The sequence below is a fragment of the Flavobacterium crassostreae genome, assembly GCF_001831475.1.
Classification (GTDB): Bacteria; Bacteroidota; Bacteroidia; order Flavobacteriales; family Flavobacteriaceae; genus Flavobacterium; species Flavobacterium crassostreae.
The window spans coordinates 2312125-2334639 of the sequence record NZ_CP017688.1 but is presented as its reverse complement, the minus strand read 5'-3'; the positions used below and the strand labels follow the sequence as shown (position 1 = coordinate 2334639).

Below are 22515 nucleotides of genomic sequence, written 5' to 3'. Positions count from 1 at the left end.
TGTTTTAAAGATGGTGGTAATCTTTCCAAAAATACCTACTTTCCAAAACTTAGAAAAGAAGCAAATAAAAAAGGTTGCTATTTATTTTGACAAAAAGCAACCTTTATAAAACATCGAAAATACAATTTTTTAGTACAAACTAGGAAACTTCTTAGGATTTACTTCGTGCATTATTTCGTATACTTTTTCATAAATATCCTCTGTAGAGGGTTTCGAAAAATAATCCCCGTCAGAACCATAAGCTGGTCGGTGTGCTTTGGCTGTTAGGGTTTGTGGTTTGCTATCCAAGTGCAGGTAGCTATCTTGGACTTCAATAATTTGTTGTAAAATGTAAGCCGAAGCACCACCCGGAACGTCTTCGTCAATAATTAATAACCGATTGGTTTTGTGCAAACTCTTGACAATATCTTTGGTAATATCAAAAGGTAATAGAGATTGTATATCTATTATCTCGCAATCAATACCAACCTCCAAAAGCTCTGTAGCAGCTTGTTGCACCAATCGTAAAGTAGAACCGTAAGAGACTAGGGTGATATCGGTACCTTGTTTTATGGTCTCGACCACACCAATTGGTGTTTTAAATTCTCCGTAATTGGTGGGTATACTTTCTTTTAGGCGGTAGCCATTTAGGCATTCTATTACCAGAGCAGGCTCGTCACATTCTAGCAAGCTGTTATAAAATCCAGCGGCTTTGGTCATGTTTCTAGGCACCAATACATGGATTCCTCTAATGGCATTGATAATCATACCCATAGGCGATCCAGAGTGCCAGATACCTTCTAAACGATGGCCCCGTGTACGAATGATTAAAGGCGCTTTTTGTCTGCCTAAGGTTCTGTAATGTAACGTTGCCAAATCATCGCTTAAAATCTGAATGGCGTACAATAAATAATCTAAGTATTGAATTTCGGCAATGGGACGCAAGCCACGCATAGCCATACCAATACCCTGACCTATAATGGTGGCTTCTCTAATTCCGACATCGGCTACTCTAAGAGCACCGTATTTTTCTTGCATTCCTTCTAGGCCTTGATTAACATCGCCAATATTTCCGGAGTCTTCGCCAAAAATCAATGCTTCGGGATGTTTGGTAAAAATAGCATCAAAATTGTCTCTAAGGATCATTCTACCATCCGTTACGGCTTTAGTATCTTGAGAATAGGTTGGCAAAACCTCTTTTATGCTACTAATATTGCTGCTAGATTGGGAGTGTAAATGACTGCTAAAATTAGGTTGGTTTTTGGCCAAATAAGCAGTAATCCACTGCGATAATTTGGCTTGTCCAGGTTCCTGATGTACCCATCGCAATGCTTTGCGGGCTACTACTAAAACTTGTCTTTTTAGTGGATCGCTATTTTTTTGGAGCTCTACAGCTTGTTTCAAAACGGCTTCTTTGTTAGCGCTATCCTGGGCTACTTGTTCCAATAAAACAACAAGTTCTTTTTGCTCTTGTGTTATTGGGTTAATAAAATCAGCCCAAGCGGCTTTTTTGGCTTCTAGTACTTCTTTTTTGGCGTTGGCATCAATTATGGCAAGTTCTTCTGCAGAAGCTATATTTATGGCAAGCATCCACAAACGCATTTGACGAATACAATCAAACTCTTTTTCCCAAGCCAAACGCTCGGCACTTTTGTACCTCTCATGTGATCCGGAGGTAGAGTGGCCTTGTGGCTGGGTTAATTCATTTACATGTACCAAAACAGGAACGTGTTCTTTGCGGGCTATAATCGATGCTTTTTCGTAGGTGGCAATTAAATCGGTGTAGTCCCAGCCTTTTACACGTAGTATTTCTAAGCCATTTGCTTTTTCGTCTCGTTGGTATCCTTGGAGTATTTCGGATATGTTTTCTTTGGTGGTTTGGTGTTTGGCATGGACTGAAATTCCGTATTCATCATCCCAAACACTTATAAGCATGGGTACTTGTAGTACTCCAGCGGCATTTATAGTTTCAAAAAACAAACCTTCAGAGGTACTGGCATTCCCTATTGTGCCCCAAGCAATTTCGTTACCACCTACAGAAAAATTAGTTTTATCCTGAAGTCCAGGCACTTCTCTATACATTTTAGAAGCTTGTGCTAATCCTAACAAACGGGGCATTTGCCCAGCAGTAGGTGAGATATCTGCACTAGAGTTTTTTTGTTTGGTCAACACATTCCATTGTCCATTTTGGTCTAAACTATGGGTAGCAAAGTGTCCTCCCATTTGCCTGCCAGCAGACATGGGTTCTTGTATAATATCTGTAGTACCATATAATCCAGCAAAAAACTCTCTTGCCGACAATTTGCCTATAGCCATCATAAAGGTTTGGTCTCTATAATAACCAGAACGAAAGTCTCCATCTTTGAAAAATTTAGCCATTGCCAATTGAGGCACCTCTTTACCATCTCCAAAAATTCCAAACTTTGCTTTTCCTGTCAAAACCTCTCTTCGGCCTAACAAACTACACTCTCGGCTAATCATAGCGGTCTTGTAATCTTCCAAAACTTCTATTTTGAAGTCTTCAAAGGTCAAGGTAGTATGTGGGTTTTCTTTTATCATAATTCAAAGGTATAACTTAAGTGGACAAATTTACTCAAAAACTACTACTTTTCATAATTGTATAAAAGAAATACAAATTAATTTTTGGTGTATAATTTTCAGTAATTTTTTATATAATTAAATTATATGTAATTTTAATTCCTTTTAATTATTTATAATATAATTTAATAGCTTTTAAAACTATATTTCAAAACCATTTTCGGTTAAATAAGTTTATAAATCCTCTGGGGGACAAAATAACAATAAAACGAATTTTCTCGGAGTAATTATTTTGGGTTATTTCCCAATTATTGGAGGAATAAACCGGTAGATACATTTCAAAATAATCGGGCACAATATTGAGTCTAATTCCGGTGTCGAACACCAAGCGATGTGGTTGGAAGTGATTTTTTATAAACCCCACATCCCCGTAGACCTCTATCCATTTGTATAGGGAACAACCGGCATTTAATGTAGTAATCCATTGGTTGGCATACGCAGTGGATAGCTTGGACTTAAAACCTCCTTCGGCAATGATCAATTGTTGGCTAAAAAAACCGGTGCTCTCGGATCTTCCGTAATAATTGTAGTCAAATAAATAATCTGTTGGGCGGTCCAGGGCAAAGCTAAAATAATCGGACTGGGTTTTGTTGTACAAAAAACGTCCTGCATACCAGCGCAAATTGATTCGTTGGTTGTTTAAAAACAAATGATTGTACTCTAACTCTGTGGCTAATTTGCCAAATTTTCCAGATATTTGTAGGTCTGTTACAAAACTAAAATGATTTGTAACCTCGGTTTTGCTATTAAAATATTTGGCATTAAATACCGTATACTTCTCGGCTGTAGTGTTGGCCAAAAGCGTACTTTGTTCTTTATTGACCAATACTTGCCTTAACAAGAGCAGTTGTTTCTTGTTGTCTCTAAAATCATTTTCTCTAAAGCGAAATTGCACCATGGGATTGATTTTTAAATACGCCGCATCTGGTGCATAATGAAAATAGGAGCCATTGCAGGAGTATCGCACGTTATAAAGTGCGCCGTGTCTATAATTTTGATTCACTACAACGGATCCAGACCCAGAGAAGGTTTTTGTATTGATGGCGTAGGCTGGGTTAACATCAAATACAAATGGTTTTTCTAAGAGGGTTTTGTTGTGTAAACGCATTCCGGGCAACAAGCCATCGTATAAATTGTAGTCCAAGGTTGGCACATAGAGTATTTGATTGTAATACGGATCCTCAAGATCTTTCATAAAAGCAAATTTTATGGGTCTGTTGTTTGGAAAAAACCCATTCAAAGCTTTCCAGTTGTTTCTCAAATTGTATTCTGGCACTTCATTTTTGTAGTTGAGTACTAATTTGTTGGCACCATTTCTGGCTAGCCTAAAAACACTATCGTTTGTTTTGGGTTCCAACCATTTTTTAAAAACAATCTCATTTTTATAAATTCCGTAAACCGGAACTGGAACCGCAACGCCTGTTTTGTTTTTTATACTAAAAGACACACTGTCTTTGGTTTTAGTAGCCGATCCAAATTTATAGTCTACCAAATCTCTGGAGTTAATAATGGTTTCAAAAAACCAATCTATATTTTTTTGGGAGCTAGATTTTAATAGGGTTTCAAAGTCGGCACTGGTTTGTTGTTGCAATTGACTGGATTTATAAAAAGAGGCGACTGCCTTAGAAACACGATTATTTGCCAAATAAGTATCTAAAAAACGCAAACTTAATCCGGCTCTATACTTGCTGGCAATTTGTTCGTTAAATTTAATTAAGGTGTTTTTGGGATTTATTAAGGCTTGGTCTAGATTTCTGCGAGCCATAAGCATATAAAAATAACTGTATTGCTCATTAAAATCCAGAGTAGTCAGATGGTAGCTCTTTAGGAGTTTAAAACTAGAGGCACTACCCAGCATTTTGGTTTTAGGGTGGTTGGTCTCTATGTATTGCATCATCGTAAATACTTGTATAGCATCATAAATCCAAGCATCTTTACGGTGGTCTAAACCCAAACTGTTTTTTAAATAAGCATTTAGATAGGTTTTTAAAAACCGAATTTCATAACTAAACGCATTAGTAAAAGGACTTATAAAAGCAGGCAATTGATTTAATCCATAAAAAGGATTGCGCTCATAATCCGTTTGCGAAACCACGATCTGTTGGTGAGGGTAGTGGCCTATTTTTTGGGTTACAAAATCTACTACGCAATCGATACTGCGTTTTTGTTGTTCCAAACTAATTTTTTCATCTTTAAGATTGGTTAGTACCGTGAGGCTGTCTTTTTTAAAACTATAAAAAGAAAGTTTAGGCTCTACAAATAGCGTCCAATTGGTGTGGTTTTTTCCGGTGAGTTTCCAAACCGAAGAAACAGAATCGGTGGCAAGGCATTGTGTTGTTAAGTCTGAGGTTACCGCATATCCAGAAGGTATTTGGAGCTCTATGTTAAAATCAGAGGTTGCATTTACAATATCGTCTAAATTTTCATTGCTATACCTTACAAAAGCACCATTAGCAAAGCGGGAAGGAGTTAGAAACCAGTCTTTCAGCAAGAAAGAACCACCAGCTTCAAAACCATATTTAGTAAATTCGGCACTAGGGATTTTGACGGTATACTTAAGATTTAGTGTTATTTTTTGGTGTGCCGCTAAGGATTCTCTCAATTTTATGCACACTAAGTCCGGATGGTTCTCTGACCTGCTCCAATTTAAAAAAAAACCATCCGTATCTACCATGCTCTCTAGTGTGGTTTTGCCTCTTTGGTAGGCTTTCGCCAAATGAAAACCACGATAAAATTCATCCGAAAAGCGTTTTGATAGTGGTGTTTGCACACTTGAGTAGGCAGTGTTCCAGTCGTTCAAAACCAGAGTGGTTAGCACCTCTTCGGAATTATTTACAAAGGTGAGTTTTTGTTGAACATCGAGTGTTTTGGTATCGGTATGCAACACAACTACCATATTAGATTGGTGTTGGGCGTGTTGTTTTAGCGGAATCATTAAAACAAAAAGGCAAAGCAAAAAGAAGTAATTTGATTTCAAACTCAGCGTAGATTAATAGCATTTTCTCAAGATACTGGCATCCTTGTAGGGTACATTTTTAAAAATAAAAGAGCTGCACCAAGACAGCTCTTTTGTTTTTAAAAATTAGGTTTTAAATTGTATTTTCTATAAAAGTTATCCAATATTGTAACTACTTCGTCTTCATGATCTACAATTTTAATCAAATCTAAATCTTCAGGACTAACGGTTTGGTGGAGCTCAATTAATTCGGTTTTGATCCATTCTATTAAGCCATTCCAAAAACTACTACCCACTAATATAATAGGAAATTTGGCGATTTTTTTGGTTTGAATGAGGGTTATTGCCTCAAATAATTCATCTAAAGTACCAAAACCTCCAGGCATTACTACAAACCCTTGCGAATATTTGACAAAGATTACTTTTCTAACAAAAAAATAGTCAAAATTTAAATTCTTATCGCTATCAATATAGGGGTTAAAATGTTGTTCAAAAGGCAAAACAATATTTAAACCTACAGAGTTACCACCACCTAAATGTGCACCTTTGTTTCCGGCTTCCATAATTCCGGGGCCTCCACCAGTGATAATCCCATAACCCGCTTTACTGATTTTATAAGCAATTTTTTCGGCCAATAAATAAAATTCATGATCTGCTTTGGTTCTAGCAGACCCAAAAATGGTGACACAAGGACCAATACGGCCCATGGTTTCGTAGCCATTTACAAACTCGGCCATAATCTTAAAAATAGCCCAACTGTCATTGGTTCTAATTTCGTTCCAAGTTTTTTGTTTTAATCGGTCATGAATTACTTTTTCTTCGTCATTATCAAAATCTTCTAATCTCATTTATTGTTTGTTTTTAAATGGTTGTTTTTATAGCCATGGCGGTGTTTACAGGTTTTTTGGAGTACAAAACAAAAAAAACGATTGCCCCTAAATCCGTAAGATACTAAAGTAATTCTTTTTTGAAAAAATTGGGAGTTATACGATACTTTTATTTTACAAAATCCTAAATTAGGAGCACTATAGCGTACGATTTTACTGATAACATACCAATACTCCTGTTTGGGATTTAAAATTTGTAGTTATATCCAAGTCGAATGAGCTGCGTCTCGTAATAATCTCTGCTGGTGTAGTTAAAATCTTGTCCATGGATTTCTTTTTGGATAACCATAGAATGCAATAAATCTGTGGCGTTACAAAAGAGTTCTCCTTTGCCTTTTTGAATTGTTTTTTTGACCCCTGCATCTAATGAAAAACGCGATTGTATTTTTCCTTGCGGAATAATATCAGGTGCCAAATAAATAGCCGTTAGTTGGGCTTCTATATTTTTAGAAAAATGAAAATTGTTATTCAATTTTACATTTCCGGAGAAAATAGTTTGTTGCTCTGCCGAAAACAAATGCGTAGTTGGGTATTTGTTTTCTACTCTAAAGGCATCAATTTGATTTCTATAAGCGTTTAGATTGACATTAAAAGAATATTTTTTGGACACTTCTTGTGTTATAACGGTCTCTAATCCGGTATTAAAGCTTTTGTCTACGTTCTGAAATGTAGCATAAATTAGTTTGCTAGGTGATACGGTGCTGGATATTCTGGTAATGGTACCATTAGCAAATCGGTGGTAGAGTGCAGTGTAGAGGCTTGCTTTTTCCCAGTTTTTTTTGTAACCCATCTCTAGCGTGTTAGTAAATTGTGGCCGCAAAGCAGGGTTTCCTACTTTAATAATTTCGGCATCGTCGTATTTTGGAAATATACGAATATCCACTTCGTTGGGTCTGTCTACTCTTCGGTTATAAAAAACAGAAAGCTTGTTGTTGTCATTTATTTTGTATGCCAAACGCAAATTTGGAAAGGGTTGGGTGTAGTTATAGCCATCACTCTTGTAAACAACATGATTTGGATTTACGTCGTATTGTATTTTGACGTATTCGACTCGGAGACCTAATTCTGCTTCCCATTTTTTGTTTTCAAAAATATAGTTTTCATACAGTGCAGGAATTAATTCTTTATAGGTTGCCCAGCCTCCTGCATTATAGTCTAAAACAGAGTTTGCACCAGGCATAAATTGCATATTGGTTGGAATGTCTCGGTTTCTAAATTTAATTCCGACTTCTATTCTTCCGTATTGGAGCGGCTTGATATAATCTAGATTAAAATCATAGACTTGCTCATCAGACAGCAATTTAAAAGCGTCAGACCCGGTAGTATTAGGTAAATAATTAGTATAAAAATATTTTTCGTCTTCTCTATGAAACGTGTAGTTAAACCCAAAATTTAATAAATGACCCGCTTGCGAAAACTTGTGTTGGTAACTGGCAGATGCCATGATGGTTGTTTTTAGTTCGTCTTCTAAAAACTGCCAAAGTCTTTTTTGTTGGGATAAATCGCCGTTAAAAAAAGGTTGGTCTCCTCGATCTATAATTTTCTCTGTTCCAAAAAGTCCAGAAATTGTCCACGAATTTTGTTCGTCCAGGGTATAATCCACTCCCGTTTTTAGGGTGGTAAAATGGGTATTTCGGTTGCGTTTTAGTTGCGAGTTAATAACCGTAGATGGGGTATAGGTTCGGGTTACAAATTCATTTTTATTTAGTGTTTCGGTGTATAGATAATCTCCTTGAAAAAAAATATTTGCTTTGTTTTTTTTATAATTAAGAGAAATACTCGGATTTATTTTGGGCGTAAGGGTGTATTGTGGCCTTATATTGGGTAGATTTTCTTTTCGGACCCAGAGAGAACCCAGACCAGTGGTGAATCCAGCCTTGCCGTTAAAGCTATTTTGCTTGTTTTTTTTATAAATAATATTGATAATTCCGGCAGTACCATTAGCATCGTATTTTGCAGAGGGATTGTTGATGATTTCAATTTTTTCGATGGCAGAAGCAGGGATGTTGTCTAAACCTGTCTGATTGCCAAAACCAGTTAAGGCGGTTTGTTTGCCATCAATTAGCACGGTTACTTTTTCGCTACCACGAAGTTGTACTTTGCCATCTTGAACCGTAACACTAGGCAAATTTTGCATGGCTTGCAGTACAGAACCACCACTTTGGCTACTATTGTCTTTTAAAGAAAATGTTTTTTTATCCATTTTGGAAGAGATGGTCTGTGCTTTCTGGAGTATCACTACTTCATTTAGTGCGGTAGATTTTTCTTCTATTTCGATGGTATTGAGGTCTAAATATTGGGTTAAATTGCCTACAAACAAAGCTTGTTTTTTGGTGGTATACCCCAGGTACGAAAATTCTAAGTAGTAATTTCCGGGTTTTATTTTAGATACAGAAAAAGCACCTTTATCATTGGTAATGGTCCCAGTTACAAAGCTACTGTCTTTTTCGGTTTTTAAAACTACATTTACAAAAGGTACTACTGTTTTGGTGTTTTGATCTTTTAAAATTCCAGAAATGGTTACATTAGTTTGACTCTTAGCGGTACCCACAAATAAAAGATGTAAAATTACGGTCAGTAATATTTTTTTTTTCATTGTTCTAATTTATAAAATAGTAACTAAAATTAGTTTTTAGCCAAACGAAAATACAAATTAAAAATAGCACTTAGGATCAATTTAGAAACGAATTGTGACAATTATTTATTTTCATTATAAATTGGTAGCCAGGAATACAGTCCTTTATTATCGATGGATCTTGAATAGAATTGTGACTACTGTTTTAAATTAGATTATTTCTTTCTTTTTTTCTTTAATTAAATGCACCCAACCAGGATTCTGAAATTTTTTAGTTCTGATTTTTTTAGTTGATTTTAAAACCTTTTGTGTAAACCACATACCATTTAAAAACACTTAAGTAAAAACAAATAATATTCTATATGCTTAGGAGTTATATGGAATTTGTTGATCCCCAAAAAAAGGAGTTATATAATTTTTTTGATAACTCGTAATTTGTGTGTGTGTCTGTTTGCCTCGGCGTTGTATATCCCTAGGTGGTCCAATCTATCTATACGTACTTTGCCACTAGCGTGAATGATATAGTTGTTTTCCATTATGATTCCAACATGAATGATGTTTCCTTCTTCGTTGTCAAAAAAAGCCAAATCACCAGGTTCGCTTTCTTCAATAAAACTTAAAGCCTCTCCTTGTGTGGCTTGTTGTGAAGCATCTCTTAATAATTTGTAGCCATTTAGCTTGTAAACCATTTGTGTAAAACCAGAGCAATCAATCCCAAAAGGTGTTTTTCCGCCCCATAAATAAGGTGCGTTAAGGTATAAAAAAGAGGTTTCAATTAGGTGTTTTTTGGCTTTAACGTGGTCTATGGTATTGCCTTCATACCGATATGCGGCGGTATTAATTTGGTCTTTTTCTAAAAACGATAACGAACAACCGAGCGGAACGGGCATCAATAAATTGTGTGGGCCCGTGATGTATTCAATCAAATCGGCACTCAAAATACGTTTTTGGTTGCCTAGTTGTTCAAAATCAGCTTCTGTAATGGATTGGTATTGTTTGGTATCTACCCAACCTTCGTACCCATCATAATGCACTTTGATTTTGCTCCATTGTTTATCAGATTCTAAAATTTCAAAATGTTCACCAAACAACAATTGCGAAACAATTTCGCTCTTGTCACTTGGTTCTAAACGAAGGGGGATGATAGCCAGATTGCAAATTCCGAACATTTATATGCTATTATGGTTTATTATTTATACAGTCTAAAAAGGAGATTTCTCCTTAAATTTAGCTGCTGTTTTTTACTTTTTGTAAAACTACATTCGTTCTATAACTACGGCCGAAGCGCCACCACCGCCATTGCATATTGCTGCGGCACCTATATTACTTTTGTTTTGTTCTAATACATGCAGCAAAGTTACCAATATTCTTGCTCCAGAACAACCCAATGGATGCCCTAATGAAACGGCACCTCCATTAACATTGATTTTAGTAGTGTCTAGCTCTAAAATTTTAGCATTAGCTAATCCTACAACCGCAAAGGCTTCATTAAATTCAAAATAATCTACATCTTCCAAACTAATTCCTGCTTTATCTAGCGCTTTTGGTAATGCTTTTGCAGGGCTTGTGGTAAACCATTTGGGTTCTTGGGCCGCATCTGCATAGCCTTTGATGTAGGCTAGGGGTTTTAAACCCAATTCTAAAGCTTTTTCTTCACTCATCAATAGTAGTGCTGCTGCACCATCATTAATGGTAGAGGCATTTGCGGCAGTTACGGTTCCTTCTTTTGTAAAAGCAGGATTCAGCGTCGGAATTTTATCTATTTTTACATTAGTGTACTCCTCATCTTTGGAAATAATAATTGGATCTCCTTTTCTTTGGGGTACAGCCACTGGAACTATTTCGGAATCAAATTTGCCAGAATCCCATGCTTGGGCAGAACGACGGTACGATTCTATGGCGTAATTATCTTGGTCTTCTCGGGTAAATTTGTAGGTGCTGGCGCACAAATCTGCACAAACTCCCATCGCATTATGGTCATAAGCGTCCACAAGGCCGTCTATCTGCATGCCATCTACCATCGTGGCGGGACCAAATTTAGTAGCAGTCCTTAAGTGTATATAATGGGGTATTAAACTCATGTTTTCCATTCCTCCGGCAATTACGATATTTGCATCTCCACACTGTATGGCTTGTGCGGCAAGCATTACGGCCTTCATTCCGGAGGCACAAACTTTATTTACAGTGGTACACGGTATGCTCTCTGGTAAGCCTGCATATAGAGCTGCTTGACGCGCAGGCGCTTGTCCTGTTGCTGCAGAAACTACATTACCCATGAATACTTCATCTACTAATTTAGGGTCTAAATGTACTTTATCTAAAGCTCCTTTAATAGCAACAGCACCTAATCTTGGTGCAGAAACAGTAGATAATCCTCCCATAAAACTACCAATAGGCGTTCTAACTCCAGAAACAATGACAACTTTTTTATTCATGATACGTATACTGTTGGTTTGTATAGCAAATCTAAGGTTTTTTAAACAGTTTTTAATTTTAACGAGCATTTTATATTAAGTCATAAAAAAAGAATGAAGCTATTTATTTGATAGTGAAGCTATTTGAAAAAATCTTCAAAAAAAAATAAAAATAAACTCAAAAATACTTGTGGGAAACGTGAAGATGTCTTAAATTTGCAACCGCAAAACGAGACAAGTTTCTCTGAGCTTGGAGGGGTGCCAGAGTGGTAATGGAGCAGTTTGCTAAACTGTCACCGAGTAATCGGTGCCAGGGTTCGAGTCCCTGTCCCTCCGCTTATTTTTTGCCTCGGGGTGTAGCGTAGCTCGGTTATCGCGCCTGCTTTGGGAGCAGGAGGCCGCAGGTTCGAATCCTGCCACCCCGACTTTTTTATGGAGCAATGGAGGCATAGCTCAGCTGGATAGAGCACCTGCCTTCTAAGCAGGCGGTCGAAGGTTCGAATCCTTCTGCCTTCACAAAAACCCTTATAATCTTTTGATTATGAGGGTTTTTTTGTTTACCATTGCCAATTTAGGGATCAATCCCAAAACCTGTGGAGCGACAAGAATTAGGCATAAATATTAGTTAGCCTAAAAAGGAAAAACTCAATGTTTCTAACACCTCTAAACTGAGATCTAAAAGCTTTTATTTTGGCGTTAAAGGATTCTGCTGATGCATTAGTACTTCTGTTATCAAAATAGTTTAATATGCTTTGATAATGATTGATTATGGTTCGAGATATTGTATTGAAAGACTTAAATCCTGATTGATTTACTTTTTCATGCCATTTAGCTAGCCTGGCAAAACCAATGATTTTGTCAGTTGTGTTTTCAAAAATGTTCCGTAATCCTTGAGATAGATTGTAAGCTTCTTTTATGTCGGGATATAATTCAAACAACAATAATGCTCGTTGTAATTGATTCGCCGTCCATTTTGATTTATTCTTGTATAAGAAATACCTACTTCTAGCAAGTAACTGCTTAATAGTATCTCCATTAGTCAATACTTCAGGCTCAAACCTTTTCTTGTTTTTCTTCGCTTTTTCTATTGCCTGATTTTCTTGGTCTATAGCTTGCCAACGGTATTTAATTCTTATTTCCTGTAAAGCTTCTGTCGCCAATTTTTGAACATGGAACCGGTCGATGACGCGAGTAGCATTAGGGAAACATTTTTTAGCAATCAATCCCATGTTTGCCGCCATGTCAAGAGTTATTTCGGTAACAGAATTTCGTAGTTTAAGCGGTATTTTTTCGATAATAGCAATTACTGTTTCTGCTTTGGTTCCAGCAATCATAGCGACTATAGTTCCTTTCTTTCCCTTTCCAGCTTTGTTGGTCAAAATAGTATAGAGTTCGCCATTGGACAAGGAGGTTTCGTCAATTGATAAGCGTTTGCCTATGTTTTCTGGAAATATAAGCCATTGTTTTGCGTGTAGTTTTTGATCCCATATTTTGAAATCACTTAAGAAATCTTTGTATTGATGTTGTAGATTCTTACCGCTAACGCCATAGAAAGAGGCGATAGCATTGCAATCATTAGGCTTGGAATCTATGGATCTCTTTTAAAAAAGACGCAAACTCCTGTGTCACCCGAGTTCCGTCTGCTACTAAATTCCAATCTCTAAAAACTACTTTTCCAGTATCTTCATTCAGCCATCTTCTTCGAGTGATATGAAGATATACCTGATGCCCACGAATAGGGAAATCCTGAACTGTTATTTCATCAAAGAATCCTTTTGAGCTCAATTTTGATTGTCGATGTTCTTTAGGAATTGAATTAATCTCCTTTAAGTAAAGATGAAGTATCTCTTCCTCTTTTTTATAGGAAGTCAGTTCAAAGTATTCAACTATAATTTCAGGAAGTAACAACTTGAGAAGGTCGACAAAAGAATCTTGCATTTGTATTAAATTTTAAAATGCAAATATCTAAATTTAATATTTCCCCACAACATTTAGACTTGATCCCAATTTAGTTGTCTTTTAGGGTTGTTGAGGGATCAAGTGCAAAATTTGGGGACTATGCAAATAATTTAGTTAATCTAAACAGGAAGAAATCTACTTTTCTTACTCCTCTAAATTGATTTCTAAAAGTTTTTATTTTAGCATTAAAAGATTCTGCTGAAGCATTTGTACTTCTGTTATCGAAGTAGTTTAAAATAGAGTCATAATAAACTTTTAGTTTGTTCTCCCGTGCGGGCGTATTGTGTCATTTTAAGCTACAAAAAACACTATTTAAATATCTTTAAACACTATTTTAGACCAATTCAGACAAAATTTATTCGTCCTGCATTGGAAATAAAATGAATGGCAAAGTATGGTATTTTGTTTTTGCCATCAATGGTTTCGGCTTGTATTTTATACGCTTTGTTGTTGCTTGTGATTATGGGATGATTTTTTACACTATTCTCGTTTTTCTTATACGTTCCCATCAGGGATTTACTTCTAATTTTTGGATATGCAAATAAAAACTACATATTAAGTTAAGCTACATTTTTGTAATTAATTGGATTATTAAATTCTTCAATAGTTGCATAATTTAAAGCCGAATGTCTTTTTTTGTTGTTGTAGTAAACTTAAATATATTGAAAATTTTCATTTTTTATTTAAAAGCTATGTCATAAATTTTGCGGACTTGTTTGATAGTTTAGAATTAAGATTATTACTTAATCTTTCTGGATAGCTAAGTTAGTACGTCCAGTATTGGTTTTGATTTATTGCTGGCGGATTAACTAAAACGCAGGCGTACATATACGTGTTTGATGCCTTTTTTGTCTGAGTCTCTTTCGTCAATTTCGAGTATGTCAGATAGGGATTTTAGCATGGGTGTTAGTTTTGTAAAGCCATAATTCCGGGGGTCAAATTCTGGTTTTTTCTTTACGATTAGGTTGCCTACATCTCCTAAAAATGCCCATCCGCTGTCATCTGCTATGTCATCTATGGAGTCTTCGATTAGGTCAATTGTTGGTTCGTCAATTTTATTGAGAGGCTTTTGTATGGTTTTTTCGGGTGTTTTTCCGATGGTTTTTTCTACGGCTTTTTTGGTTTCGGTTGTGGTGGTAGCGGTGGTTCTTTTTGGGGCGTTTTTCTTGATGGCTCCGTCTAGAACTTCTATAAACACAAAACGGTCACAGGCGCTGATAAATGGTTTTGGGGTTTTTTGTTCGCCGATACCAATTACTTTCATGCCGGATTCTCGCAATCGGATGGCCAAGCGGGTAAAATCGCTATCGCTAGATACGATGCAAAAACCATCTAGTTTGCCGGAGTATAATAGGTCCATGGCGTCTATAATCAAGGCGGAGTCGGAGGAGTTTTTGCCTGAGGTGTAGCTGTATTGCTGGATTGGTGTGATGGCGTGTTCTAATAATACGGCTTTCCATCCGCTGGCGTTGGGGCGGGTCCAATCTGCGTAGATACGTTTGGTGGTTGGGGTGCCGTATTTGGTTATTTCTTCCATCATGCCTTTGACGTTGCTGTAGGGTACGTTATCGGCATCAATTAAGACTGCTAGTTTGAGTTCTTTGCTGTGTTGTGACATAGTAATTGGGTTGCTTGGTATGATGGTTCAAAGATACAAAGTTTATTTAGGAATATGGTTTTAGCCCCGATAGGAACGGCATCCTTTTGCTTTTTTTCTTTAAAAAAGCAAAAGATATAGTGGATAGCGGGAGTGGCTACAAAAAAATAATTGTAGTTTCAAGACTTTTATAAAATATAAATATTTATTTTTGCAACGTCTTAAAATTAAAATTATTACTTAAATATATTATGGTAAAGGATTTATTCGAAAGAATTCAAAACAATAAAGGTCCTCTAGGAAAATGGGCTTCGCAGGCAGAAGGGTATTTTGTTTTTCCTAAATTAGAAGGAGAATTGGGACCAAGAATGCAGTTTGGCGGAAAAAATATTTTGAACTGGAGTTTGAATGACTATTTAGGTTTGGCAAATCATCCTGAGGTGAGACAAGCCGATACGGATGCAGCGATTCAGTTTGGAGCTGCTTACCCAATGGGTGCTCGTATGATGAGTGGGCACACCAAATACCATGAGCAATTGGAGCAAGAATTGGCTGCTTTTGTGATGAAAGAATCTGCTTATTTATTGAATTTTGGTTACCAAGGGATGGTGTCTATTATTGATGCTTTGGTTACTAAAAATGATATTATTGTTTATGATGTGGACTCGCATGCGTGTATTATTGACGGGGTGCGTTTGCATATGGGTAAACGTTTTACGTATAAACACAATGATTTAGAGAGTATGGAAAAAAACCTGCAACGTGCCACTAAAATGGCTACCGAAACAGGGGGTGGTATTTTGTTTATTACCGAAGGGGTTTTTGGTATGCGTGGCCAACAAGGAAAATTGAAAGAGATAGTTGCTATGAAGCAAAAATACAATTTCCGTTTGTTGGTGGATGATGCACATGGTTTTGGTACTTTGGGTAAAACTGGAGCTGGAGCAGGTGAGGAGCAGGATGTACAAGATGATATTGATGTTTATTTTTCTACGTTTGCTAAGTCTATGGCCAATATTGGTGCTTTTGTGGCGGCAGATAAAGAAATTATTGATTATTTGAAATACAACTTGCGTTCGCAAATGTTTGCTAAGGCGTTGCCAATGATCCAAACTATTGGTTCTTTAAAGCGTTTGGAATTGTTGCGTAACCACCCAGAATTGAAACAAAAATTATGGGAAAATGTGAATGCATTGCAAAATGGTTTGCGTTCTAGAAATTTTAATATTGGAGACACCAATACGTGTATTACTCCTGTTTATTTAGAGGGAAGTGTGCCTGAGGCTATGGTTATGGTGAATGATTTGAGAGAAAACTATGGTATTTTCTTGTCTATTGTGATTTATCCTGTGATCCCTAAGGGAATAATTTTGTTACGAATGATTCCTACGGCTTCTCATACTTTATCGGATATTGAGGAAACTCTTGTTGCTTTTGAAGCGATTCGTGAAAAATTAGAGAATGGTACTTATAAAGAAATTGCAGCCAAAACTAAAGTTGATTTGGATGCGTAACTTGGCTACGTAGTACGGCTATTTAAAATAGTTATTTCGATATATATACCCCCAAGAAGTTAAGCTTTTTTGGGGGTATTTTTATGATGTATAAAATGCTTTAATGGCCTTATTATTGCTGAATTAGTACCAGAATAGAGCTTTTTTTACCTAAATTTTTCAAGGAGTTGTTGCATTTAGTGTATGCATAAATGTATCTAACTCTCCTTTGTTGTATAAAACTGGCCCGTGTCCAAAACAAATAATCTTTGGTTTTAAGTCATGTATTTTTTGAATAGATTCTCTATTAATCTTTTTATTTGTTGTAAATAGACTTGGAGGTTGTTTTAACCCAACAATTGTGGTTACTAAATTCATGTTTACTAGGGTGTCTCCAATAATTAAGACTTTATCTCTTTCTCTGAAAAAAGAAATATGCCCCATGGAGTGACCTGGAGTTTCAATAACAGTAAAGCTACCTACACTGTCCCCTTCTTTAAGAATACGAGAAACTTTATGACCTTTTCCTGCCCAAAAGTGCTGTTGAAATCGTGCTATTGGATGCTCTTTGTTAGCATATTCTGAAGTAACGTTTCCGGTTTCTGCATTGTCTTTTTCAAGGGCAGAGGTCCAAAGAGGTATATTTAAGGTAGTACATATAAACTCACTACTTCCTTGATGGTCGGCATGGGCATGCGTTAAAACATGTTTGGTAATATCAATATTTTTTATTGAATTTAGTATTTTATTTGCCGAACTTTTAATTCCTGAATCAACAAGTATATCATCAATAACATAGCAATTAATACTATTTCTGGGCATCAGCGGAATTTGGAATACATTTTTTGTTATTTCTTTCATTTTTATCTATTTTAGATAACAAAGTTGCTGATTGATAATTAATTTACTCTTGACAAATGTTAATATTTTAATTTTCGTAATCGACTAAGTGATTCTGGGGTAATTCCTAAATAAGAAGCAACATGAATTAAGGGAGTCCGTTTTACAATTTTGCTAGGTGCAGTTTTTAAAAAGTTATCATATTTTTCCTTTGCAGATATGGATTGTAAACTTAAAAGCCTATCCGCCAAGCAAATTACGTTTTGCTCTGCTAAATAGCGTCCTATTCTTTGCCATTGAGGAACAATCTTGTATAGTTCCTGCATATCTTTGTAACTGATAGAGAATGTTTCTGTACTTTCTAAACACTGGATACTCTCATATGATTTTTTTTGATTTATAAAACTTGAGTAGGATGAAACAAAGCCATTATCACTAGATAGGTAGGTTGTTATTTCTTTAGCATTCTTTAGATAAAAAACCCTTACTAGACCTACTTCAATAAAGTGTATATGAGTTGCTACTTGTCCTTTGTTAAGTATAAATTCTTTTGTTTTAAAGATATTGTACTGAAACTTTGATTGGATAATTTCTAGCTCAGTTTCTGAAAACGTATAATAGGTTTTAATTTGTTTAACGATATTTTCTAGTGTCATTTAATGGTGTTTTTAGAGTGTCTAGCATAGTTACTAATGGGTATAACACTTAAAGTAGTATTGAAAAACGGCATTAGATCCAATTGTATTTAAGTTTTGGGTAACTTTAATTATTGGCTCCAGATTCCATTTTTAAACAATTGGAACCATTTTTCTATTTCATTTTCGGATTTTAGTTGTGTTTTCTTGAAGATTGCCGCTGCAAATTCAATGGGTGCAATGCCATTTGCAGTAATAATATTAAGATCTGTTTGGGCTAATACATTCTGATACTTATCGCTTCCTTTGTATTTAGGAGAAATAGCTTTTAAATAGCTTAAATCATTACTGGTATGTTTTAAGTGATTCAATATGCCTAGCTGTCCTAAAAAAGTTGTTGCTGCGCAAATTGCCGCAATGGATTTGCCTGCGTTAAAAAATTCAAGCGTTAATTTCTCTAGTTCATTATTTTCTGCTTTTTCCCAAGCCATTCCGCCTGGTAGAATTAACATACCAATCTCTTTGCTTTTTAATTCGCCTAAGGATGTGGTTGGTATAATTTGTAACCCTCCCATGGAGGTTACTGGATTTCCATCTTTAGAAAAATAAATTAATTCTAATTTTTTACTTTTTGTAATCTCTGGTGTTAAATAGGAAATCTCCCAGTCCGAAAACCCATTAAAAAGGAATACTGCTATTTTATTTGTCATGAGTTTTAATTTTTTTTGTAGGCTTTTACAAAATTATTGTTTTATCATAAGATAGGTACCTGCGTGCAAACTTGCCGGAATAGGTGTTTCTCCCTCTTTGCGAGAACCAATACCGTCCCACCAAATTTCTACTTTTAGAGCCTCTTTACCATTTACAATTGTTTTTCTTATATCTATACTCGCAATATTAGGTGATTTGTTATCTACAAAACTAAGTCTAAGTCGTTTTTCTGTAGGAGAACAATCTGGACATCCTAGTTCAGTTCCTGTTAGAATCATATTACCTGTAATCAGATGATTTGCATCTTCGTCAGTATAGTTTACATTCATATTAGCCAGTGTATTGTTGAGTTCTACACCATTTTTTATAAATTGAAATTCTCCTACTATAAGGTCTTCATAATAGTAGCCATAGGATTTTATTTTTTCTTTTAAAATGATTTTCAAAGAAGTATTTCCGTTGGTGTATAAGTAAGTACCATCATAACCATTGAGTACACTACTAATATCTTTGTAATATGTTCCTTGAGGCTTACCTCTTCTAGGTTCTGATATATCATACACCGGACTTTGGGCATTACAAGCCGTTATTGTAATTAGTACTACTATAAAATGGATGTATTTTTTCATGGGTTTTGTTTTTTTGGCTTTAAGCCCAAAACCTTGCATATTGCTGTTATTTGCGGCTTTTTATTTTAATTTGTATGTAATCCCAAAATTACTATTTTTGGAATGTACATTATTGGTTCCACCAACAAATCCTTCTCTATAATTAACTAAACCAGTCGAATAACCAATTATGAACCCAAATTTTTTAAATTCGGTTGCTAATTGAATTTTTGGACTTACGTCAATAGTTATTGTTTTTCTGTCGATTGATGTTGAATATTTTATATTATTTGAATCTCTAGCATTTCCAATTTCTTTTGTATTTAATATATAATCAAAATTTATTCCACCTACAATATCGATTGGAATTTTGTTTATTTCAAACCTATATCCAATAAATGGATTGGTAAATAGCGACCTATTTATAATAAATGTTTGTCCAATAACAGATTTATTATAGGCATTAGTCCCATCATAACCAAATACTGAATTTATTATTATTTTACTCTTATTCGCCTGAAAGCCAGTATTAACTCCAAAAATTAAATTTATTTTATTTACTCTTTGTAAATTTAACGATAAACCATAACTAAATCCACTTTTTGTTCCATATGGATTGTTTGTATACCCTAAATTTGAATCACTAGATAGATTAAATTGAGAAATCGCTTCGGCGGATTCTCCGCTAAAATGAAACAATCCAGAATTCAGACAAATTTTCAGTTCCGTTTTTTGACTAAACCCTTTTGTCATTACTAAAATTAATAATAGAATTTTAATGTTTTTTTTCATTTTCTTTTTTGGTGGGTTTGATAGTTTACTAAAGGTGTTTAAATTTTAGGCAACCTATTTTAGGACGCTACATTTCTTAAGGTTGCCGCTAACGTCCCCGCGCTACAAGTAGTTTGGGACTAAATTAAGCCCATTATTCGGATTTGCCAAATCTTCCAAATACAAAACCAATTTCAAATTAAGCCTAATACCCAAATTGCTTGTAGCGTGTGTTAGTGGCTGGTATTCTTCTTGAATAGATTTTCAATTCTTGTAAAAATATTTCTTTTTTTATATTTGAAAATTACAACTTCTCCCATTAAAGCATCACTTAAAATCATTTCTATTTTTAAGTTGTTTTTTGTTTTAAAAACTTCTTCTTCTTTTGTTTCCATTCCAATATAACTAAAGACAAGAACAACTTTATCTTTAAAATCTTCAATTGGAATTTTGATTTTAAAGTCTCCATCAAAATTTGATTGTACAATATTTTTTGTGCCTTTTTGAACAATGTTAACTCCTGGAATAGGGTAGCTATTCTCATTGTCATTTCTAGGTTTATCCATTATTTTACCGTAAAACTCAATATATTCGTCTGAGCTTTTTTGTTTCGGTTCATCATCTGTTTTATTTTCAACAATTTCTGTTTTTGACTTTTCATTTTGTGAATAAACAGGTATTGATAAAAACAAAGATGAAAAACCAAGTAGTAATCCAATTCGACGAAAACGATTTGTTTGTAATGAGCTTAACTCTTTATCAATCTGATTGGGTGAAAACCTTCCACAAATTTTTTCATTTTCATTTAAACTTTTTAAAAGTTGATTGTCGGAATAATATTGGTAATTGATTACTTCTTTTCTACAATTTAAACAAAACATACCTCGTTCTGTTGGAGTCATTTTACTCCAATTTTCATTACAAGGTTTAGGGATTTTAATTGTATATTTCATCAACTTTTTAGGCGGATTCAAGGGTCTAGCGCAACATCGTTAGTTATTTTTAATAAATCAAATTTAGTATTTTTCATAGATAATGTGCTTAATTTTAGAATAACTTTTTTAGTTTTTTCTTCAAAAAAAATGAAGATTAAAGAAGTGGCATTTTGAAAATGCCATCTTCATTTTCTTGGACTATGGTTTTGGCACTCTTCGAGTTGCTCCTCAGCATTGCTCGTTTCCATCCTCACATAGCATTACAATAGTAGTAAATCGGTGTTTAAATAGCAATTTTTTTTGTCTTTTTATAAGATTTATTTTTCTGTTTATTGTATTGTAAATGAACAGATTGTGGTGTTTTTAAGTCTAAACTCCAATGAGTTCTTTCGTTATTGTAAATTTCTACAGCTTCTTTGGTCATTGCTTTTGCTATTTGAATGGATTTAATTGTTTTTTTTAGTCCAAATTCATATTTTAAAATTCCGTTAATACGCTCTGCAATTGCATTTTCGTAAGGGTCATATTTGTGCGTTGTACTTAATATAAACCCCTTGTTTTCAGCAAATTCACTATGGTCTGGACAGCAATATTGTATGCCTCTATCGCTATGATGAATGATGTTTTTAGGATTAAAAATACAATTTTTATAAGCCATATTAAGTGCGTTTTTAACCATTTCTACCCGCATATTGTTCTCTAATGACCAACCCATTATTTTTCGAGAATAGGCATCTGTAACCAAGGCTAAATAAGCATGTCCTGCATCGGTTTTTACATAAGTTATATCTGCAACAAAAACTTGTTCAGCGTGTGTTATTGCTAAGTTATAGAGTAGGTTAGGAGACTTGTAAAAATAGTGTTTAGAGTCCGTTGTGATGTGAAAACGTTTGGTTCTCTTTATGAATAAACCTCTAACTCTGAGCAAATCAAACAGCGCATCTCTGCCCATTTTTATGTTATGTTGAACAAACTTTTCTTTTAAGTGATCTAAGAGTTTTCTTGTTCCTGTTCCTGGCATTCTTTCGCGTATTTCCAAGACCAAATCAATCACAATGTTATTGCGTATTTCTTTGATTTTATAGGATTCAATTCTTTGATAATAAGCTTGTTTACTAATCCCGATTGATTCGTAAATCCATTTTATTTTAAAAGCTTTTTCTTCTTTTTCTGAATTTCGTTTGCTAACCAATCGGGCAAGTACTTTTTTGAAAGTTCCTCCCCAGTAACAGACTCAAATTCAATGATTACCTCTTGTTGAAATGCTTTAATTCCCTCTAAATCTTCTATTTTATTTTTTAGCAAACGAATTTCATCGTCTTTGCTAATAGATTTATTGGTTTGCTCGTAATTGGTTAGTTTCTTCATCCAGTATTCGATTGTGCTTTTTGAAATAGCGTATTTTTTAGAAGCGTAATTTAAAGAAATTTGTCCATTGTTGATTTGTTGAATTACAGAAAGTTTGTATTCAAAACTTACTTGTTTTCCGTTTCTTCTTCGGACGGGCTGATTTTCGGGTGTTTCCATTGGTTGCTAAAGGTGTTTAAGTTTTAGTCA

The 22515-nt window shown here is 35.0% G+C and carries 19 protein-coding genes, 3 tRNA genes and 1 pseudogene; 4 read left to right on the top strand and 19 right to left on the bottom strand.

The window, feature by feature from the left end:
- Positions 1 to 129: 129 nt before the first annotated feature.
- The 6 genes from LB076_RS10455 to LB076_RS10430 form a co-directional block, all read right to left on the bottom strand.
- A complete protein-coding gene (locus LB076_RS10455) occupies positions 130 to 2538 on the bottom strand; it encodes an alpha-ketoacid dehydrogenase subunit alpha/beta (protein ID WP_066334266.1) in 2409 nt (802 codons plus the stop codon).
- Between the two features lie 187 nt (positions 2539 to 2725).
- Positions 2726 to 5554, bottom strand: a complete 2829-nt coding sequence (locus LB076_RS10450; protein ID WP_335583356.1) for an aminopeptidase — start codon at positions 5552 to 5554, stop codon at positions 2726 to 2728.
- A gap of 98 nt (positions 5555 to 5652) precedes the next feature.
- Positions 5653 to 6381, bottom strand: a complete 729-nt coding sequence (locus LB076_RS10445) for an LOG family protein (protein WP_066334264.1) — start codon at positions 6379 to 6381, stop codon at positions 5653 to 5655.
- A 226-nt stretch (positions 6382 to 6607) separates the two neighbouring features.
- Positions 6608 to 9016, bottom strand: a complete 2409-nt coding sequence (locus tag LB076_RS10440) for a TonB-dependent receptor (protein WP_066334262.1) — start codon at positions 9014 to 9016, stop codon at positions 6608 to 6610.
- A 386-nt stretch (positions 9017 to 9402) separates the two neighbouring features.
- On the bottom strand, positions 9403 to 10164 hold the full coding sequence (locus LB076_RS10435; RefSeq protein WP_066334261.1) for a C40 family peptidase: 762 nt from the start codon (positions 10162 to 10164) through the stop codon (positions 9403 to 9405).
- Between the two features lie 87 nt (positions 10165 to 10251).
- A complete protein-coding gene (locus tag LB076_RS10430; protein WP_066334554.1) occupies positions 10252 to 11430 on the bottom strand; it encodes an acetyl-CoA C-acyltransferase in 1179 nt (392 codons plus the stop codon).
- Positions 11431 to 11661: 231 nt separating this feature from the next.
- On the opposite strand from LB076_RS10430, the gene LB076_RS10425 reads away from it, so the two are divergent.
- The 3 genes from LB076_RS10425 to LB076_RS10415 all read left to right on the top strand — a co-directional run bounded on the left by LB076_RS10425 (position 11662) and on the right by LB076_RS10415 (position 11925).
- Positions 11662 to 11745, top strand: a tRNA-Ser gene (locus LB076_RS10425).
- Positions 11746 to 11759: 14 nt separating this feature from the next.
- A tRNA-Pro gene (locus LB076_RS10420) sits at positions 11760 to 11834 on the top strand.
- A 17-nt stretch (positions 11835 to 11851) separates the two neighbouring features.
- Positions 11852 to 11925: transfer RNA gene (locus LB076_RS10415), tRNA-Arg, on the top strand.
- A 92-nt stretch (positions 11926 to 12017) separates the two neighbouring features.
- Here the strand turns inward: LB076_RS10415 and LB076_RS10410 are convergent.
- From LB076_RS10410 to LB076_RS10400, 5 genes and pseudogenes are all read right to left on the bottom strand, one after another.
- On the bottom strand, positions 12018 to 12971 hold the full coding sequence (locus LB076_RS10410; RefSeq protein WP_198402058.1) for an ISAon1 family transposase: 954 nt from the start codon (positions 12969 to 12971) through the stop codon (positions 12018 to 12020).
- Between the two features lie 13 nt (positions 12972 to 12984).
- The gene (locus LB076_RS10405) at positions 12985 to 13347 is read right to left on the bottom strand and encodes an ISAon1 family transposase N-terminal region protein (protein ID WP_070786662.1); all 363 of its coding nucleotides are present in this window, start codon (positions 13345 to 13347) and stop codon (positions 12985 to 12987) included.
- A 118-nt stretch (positions 13348 to 13465) separates the two neighbouring features.
- A pseudogene (locus LB076_RS13655) lies at positions 13466 to 13621 on the bottom strand (transposase); the annotation flags it as partial.
- Between the two features lie 91 nt (positions 13622 to 13712).
- The gene (locus LB076_RS13900; RefSeq protein ID WP_157776685.1) at positions 13713 to 13877 is read right to left on the bottom strand and encodes a hypothetical protein; all 165 of its coding nucleotides are present in this window, start codon (positions 13875 to 13877) and stop codon (positions 13713 to 13715) included.
- A gap of 296 nt (positions 13878 to 14173) precedes the next feature.
- Positions 14174 to 14986: an NYN domain-containing protein gene (locus tag LB076_RS10400; protein ID WP_066336598.1), complete on the bottom strand. Its 813-nt coding sequence runs from the start codon at positions 14984 to 14986 to the stop codon at positions 14174 to 14176.
- Positions 14987 to 15216: 230 nt separating this feature from the next.
- Between LB076_RS10400 and capB the strand changes: the two genes are divergently transcribed.
- Positions 15217 to 16479, top strand: a complete 1263-nt coding sequence (gene capB / locus LB076_RS10395; RefSeq protein ID WP_066336596.1) for a cysteate-C-fatty acyltransferase — start codon at positions 15217 to 15219, stop codon at positions 16477 to 16479.
- A gap of 159 nt (positions 16480 to 16638) precedes the next feature.
- Here capB and LB076_RS10390 read toward each other — a convergent pair whose 3' ends face one another.
- From LB076_RS10390 to LB076_RS10355, 8 genes are all read right to left on the bottom strand, one after another.
- The gene (locus LB076_RS10390) at positions 16639 to 17319 is read right to left on the bottom strand and encodes an MBL fold metallo-hydrolase (RefSeq protein ID WP_066336593.1); all 681 of its coding nucleotides are present in this window, start codon (positions 17317 to 17319) and stop codon (positions 16639 to 16641) included.
- 59 nt (positions 17320 to 17378) lie between these two features.
- Positions 17379 to 17954, bottom strand: a complete 576-nt coding sequence (locus tag LB076_RS10385) for a Crp/Fnr family transcriptional regulator (RefSeq protein ID WP_066336590.1) — start codon at positions 17952 to 17954, stop codon at positions 17379 to 17381.
- A gap of 110 nt (positions 17955 to 18064) precedes the next feature.
- On the bottom strand, positions 18065 to 18643 hold the full coding sequence (locus LB076_RS10380; RefSeq protein ID WP_066336587.1) for a type 1 glutamine amidotransferase family protein: 579 nt from the start codon (positions 18641 to 18643) through the stop codon (positions 18065 to 18067).
- Between the two features lie 33 nt (positions 18644 to 18676).
- Positions 18677 to 19273: a DUF6705 family protein gene (locus tag LB076_RS10375; protein ID WP_078055313.1), complete on the bottom strand. Its 597-nt coding sequence runs from the start codon at positions 19271 to 19273 to the stop codon at positions 18677 to 18679.
- A gap of 60 nt (positions 19274 to 19333) precedes the next feature.
- Positions 19334 to 20044 (bottom strand): hypothetical protein, encoded by a 711-nt coding sequence (locus LB076_RS10370; protein ID WP_066336583.1) that lies wholly within the window; start codon positions 20042 to 20044, stop codon positions 19334 to 19336.
- Between the two features lie 212 nt (positions 20045 to 20256).
- Positions 20257 to 20976 carry a carboxypeptidase-like regulatory domain-containing protein gene (locus LB076_RS10365; protein WP_066336580.1) on the bottom strand — a complete coding sequence of 240 codons (720 nt, stop codon included), beginning with the start codon at positions 20974 to 20976 and terminating at the stop codon, positions 20257 to 20259.
- A gap of 265 nt (positions 20977 to 21241) precedes the next feature.
- Positions 21242 to 22150, bottom strand: coding sequence for an IS3 family transposase (locus LB076_RS10360; protein ID WP_083319330.1), 909 nt, complete (start codon positions 22148 to 22150; stop codon positions 21242 to 21244).
- Positions 22102 to 22485 (bottom strand): helix-turn-helix domain-containing protein, encoded by a 384-nt coding sequence (locus LB076_RS10355; protein WP_070786770.1) that lies wholly within the window; start codon positions 22483 to 22485, stop codon positions 22102 to 22104. The genes LB076_RS10360 and LB076_RS10355 overlap by 49 nt, the downstream gene beginning before the upstream one ends.
- Between the last annotated feature and the right edge of the window lie 30 nt (positions 22486 to 22515).

What these genes read in the sequence shown, in the direction of transcription:
- LB076_RS10455 (WP_066334266.1), bottom strand. Translation starts at nt 2,538, where the DNA reads ATGATAAAAGAAAACCCACATACTACCTTGACCTTTGAAGACTTCAAA.
- LB076_RS10445 (WP_066334264.1), bottom strand. Translation starts at nt 6,381, where the DNA reads ATGAGATTAGAAGATTTTGATAATGACGAAGAAAAAGTAATTCATGAC.
- LB076_RS10440 (WP_066334262.1), bottom strand. Translation starts at nt 9,016, where the DNA reads ATGAAAAAAAAAATATTACTGACCGTAATTTTACATCTTTTATTTGTG.
- LB076_RS10435 (WP_066334261.1), bottom strand. Translation starts at nt 10,164, where the DNA reads ATGTTCGGAATTTGCAATCTGGCTATCATCCCCCTTCGTTTAGAACCA.
- LB076_RS10430 (WP_066334554.1), bottom strand. Translation starts at nt 11,430, where the DNA reads ATGAATAAAAAAGTTGTCATTGTTTCTGGAGTTAGAACGCCTATTGGT.
- LB076_RS10405 (WP_070786662.1), bottom strand. Translation starts at nt 13,347, where the DNA reads ATGCAAGATTCTTTTGTCGACCTTCTCAAGTTGTTACTTCCTGAAATT.
- LB076_RS13900 (WP_157776685.1), bottom strand. Translation starts at nt 13,877, where the DNA reads ATGGGAACGTATAAGAAAAACGAGAATAGTGTAAAAAATCATCCCATA.
- LB076_RS10400 (WP_066336598.1), bottom strand. Translation starts at nt 14,986, where the DNA reads ATGTCACAACACAGCAAAGAACTCAAACTAGCAGTCTTAATTGATGCC.
- capB (WP_066336596.1), top strand. Translation starts at nt 15,217, where the DNA reads ATGGTAAAGGATTTATTCGAAAGAATTCAAAACAATAAAGGTCCTCTA.
- LB076_RS10390 (WP_066336593.1), bottom strand. Translation starts at nt 17,319, where the DNA reads ATGAAAGAAATAACAAAAAATGTATTCCAAATTCCGCTGATGCCCAGA.
- LB076_RS10385 (WP_066336590.1), bottom strand. Translation starts at nt 17,954, where the DNA reads ATGACACTAGAAAATATCGTTAAACAAATTAAAACCTATTATACGTTT.
- LB076_RS10380 (WP_066336587.1), bottom strand. Translation starts at nt 18,643, where the DNA reads ATGACAAATAAAATAGCAGTATTCCTTTTTAATGGGTTTTCGGACTGG.
- LB076_RS10375 (WP_078055313.1), bottom strand. Translation starts at nt 19,273, where the DNA reads ATGAAAAAATACATCCATTTTATAGTAGTACTAATTACAATAACGGCT.
- LB076_RS10370 (WP_066336583.1), bottom strand. Translation starts at nt 20,044, where the DNA reads ATGAAAAAAAACATTAAAATTCTATTATTAATTTTAGTAATGACAAAA.
- LB076_RS10365 (WP_066336580.1), bottom strand. Translation starts at nt 20,976, where the DNA reads ATGAAATATACAATTAAAATCCCTAAACCTTGTAATGAAAATTGGAGT.
- LB076_RS10355 (WP_070786770.1), bottom strand. Translation starts at nt 22,485, where the DNA reads ATGGAAACACCCGAAAATCAGCCCGTCCGAAGAAGAAACGGAAAACAA.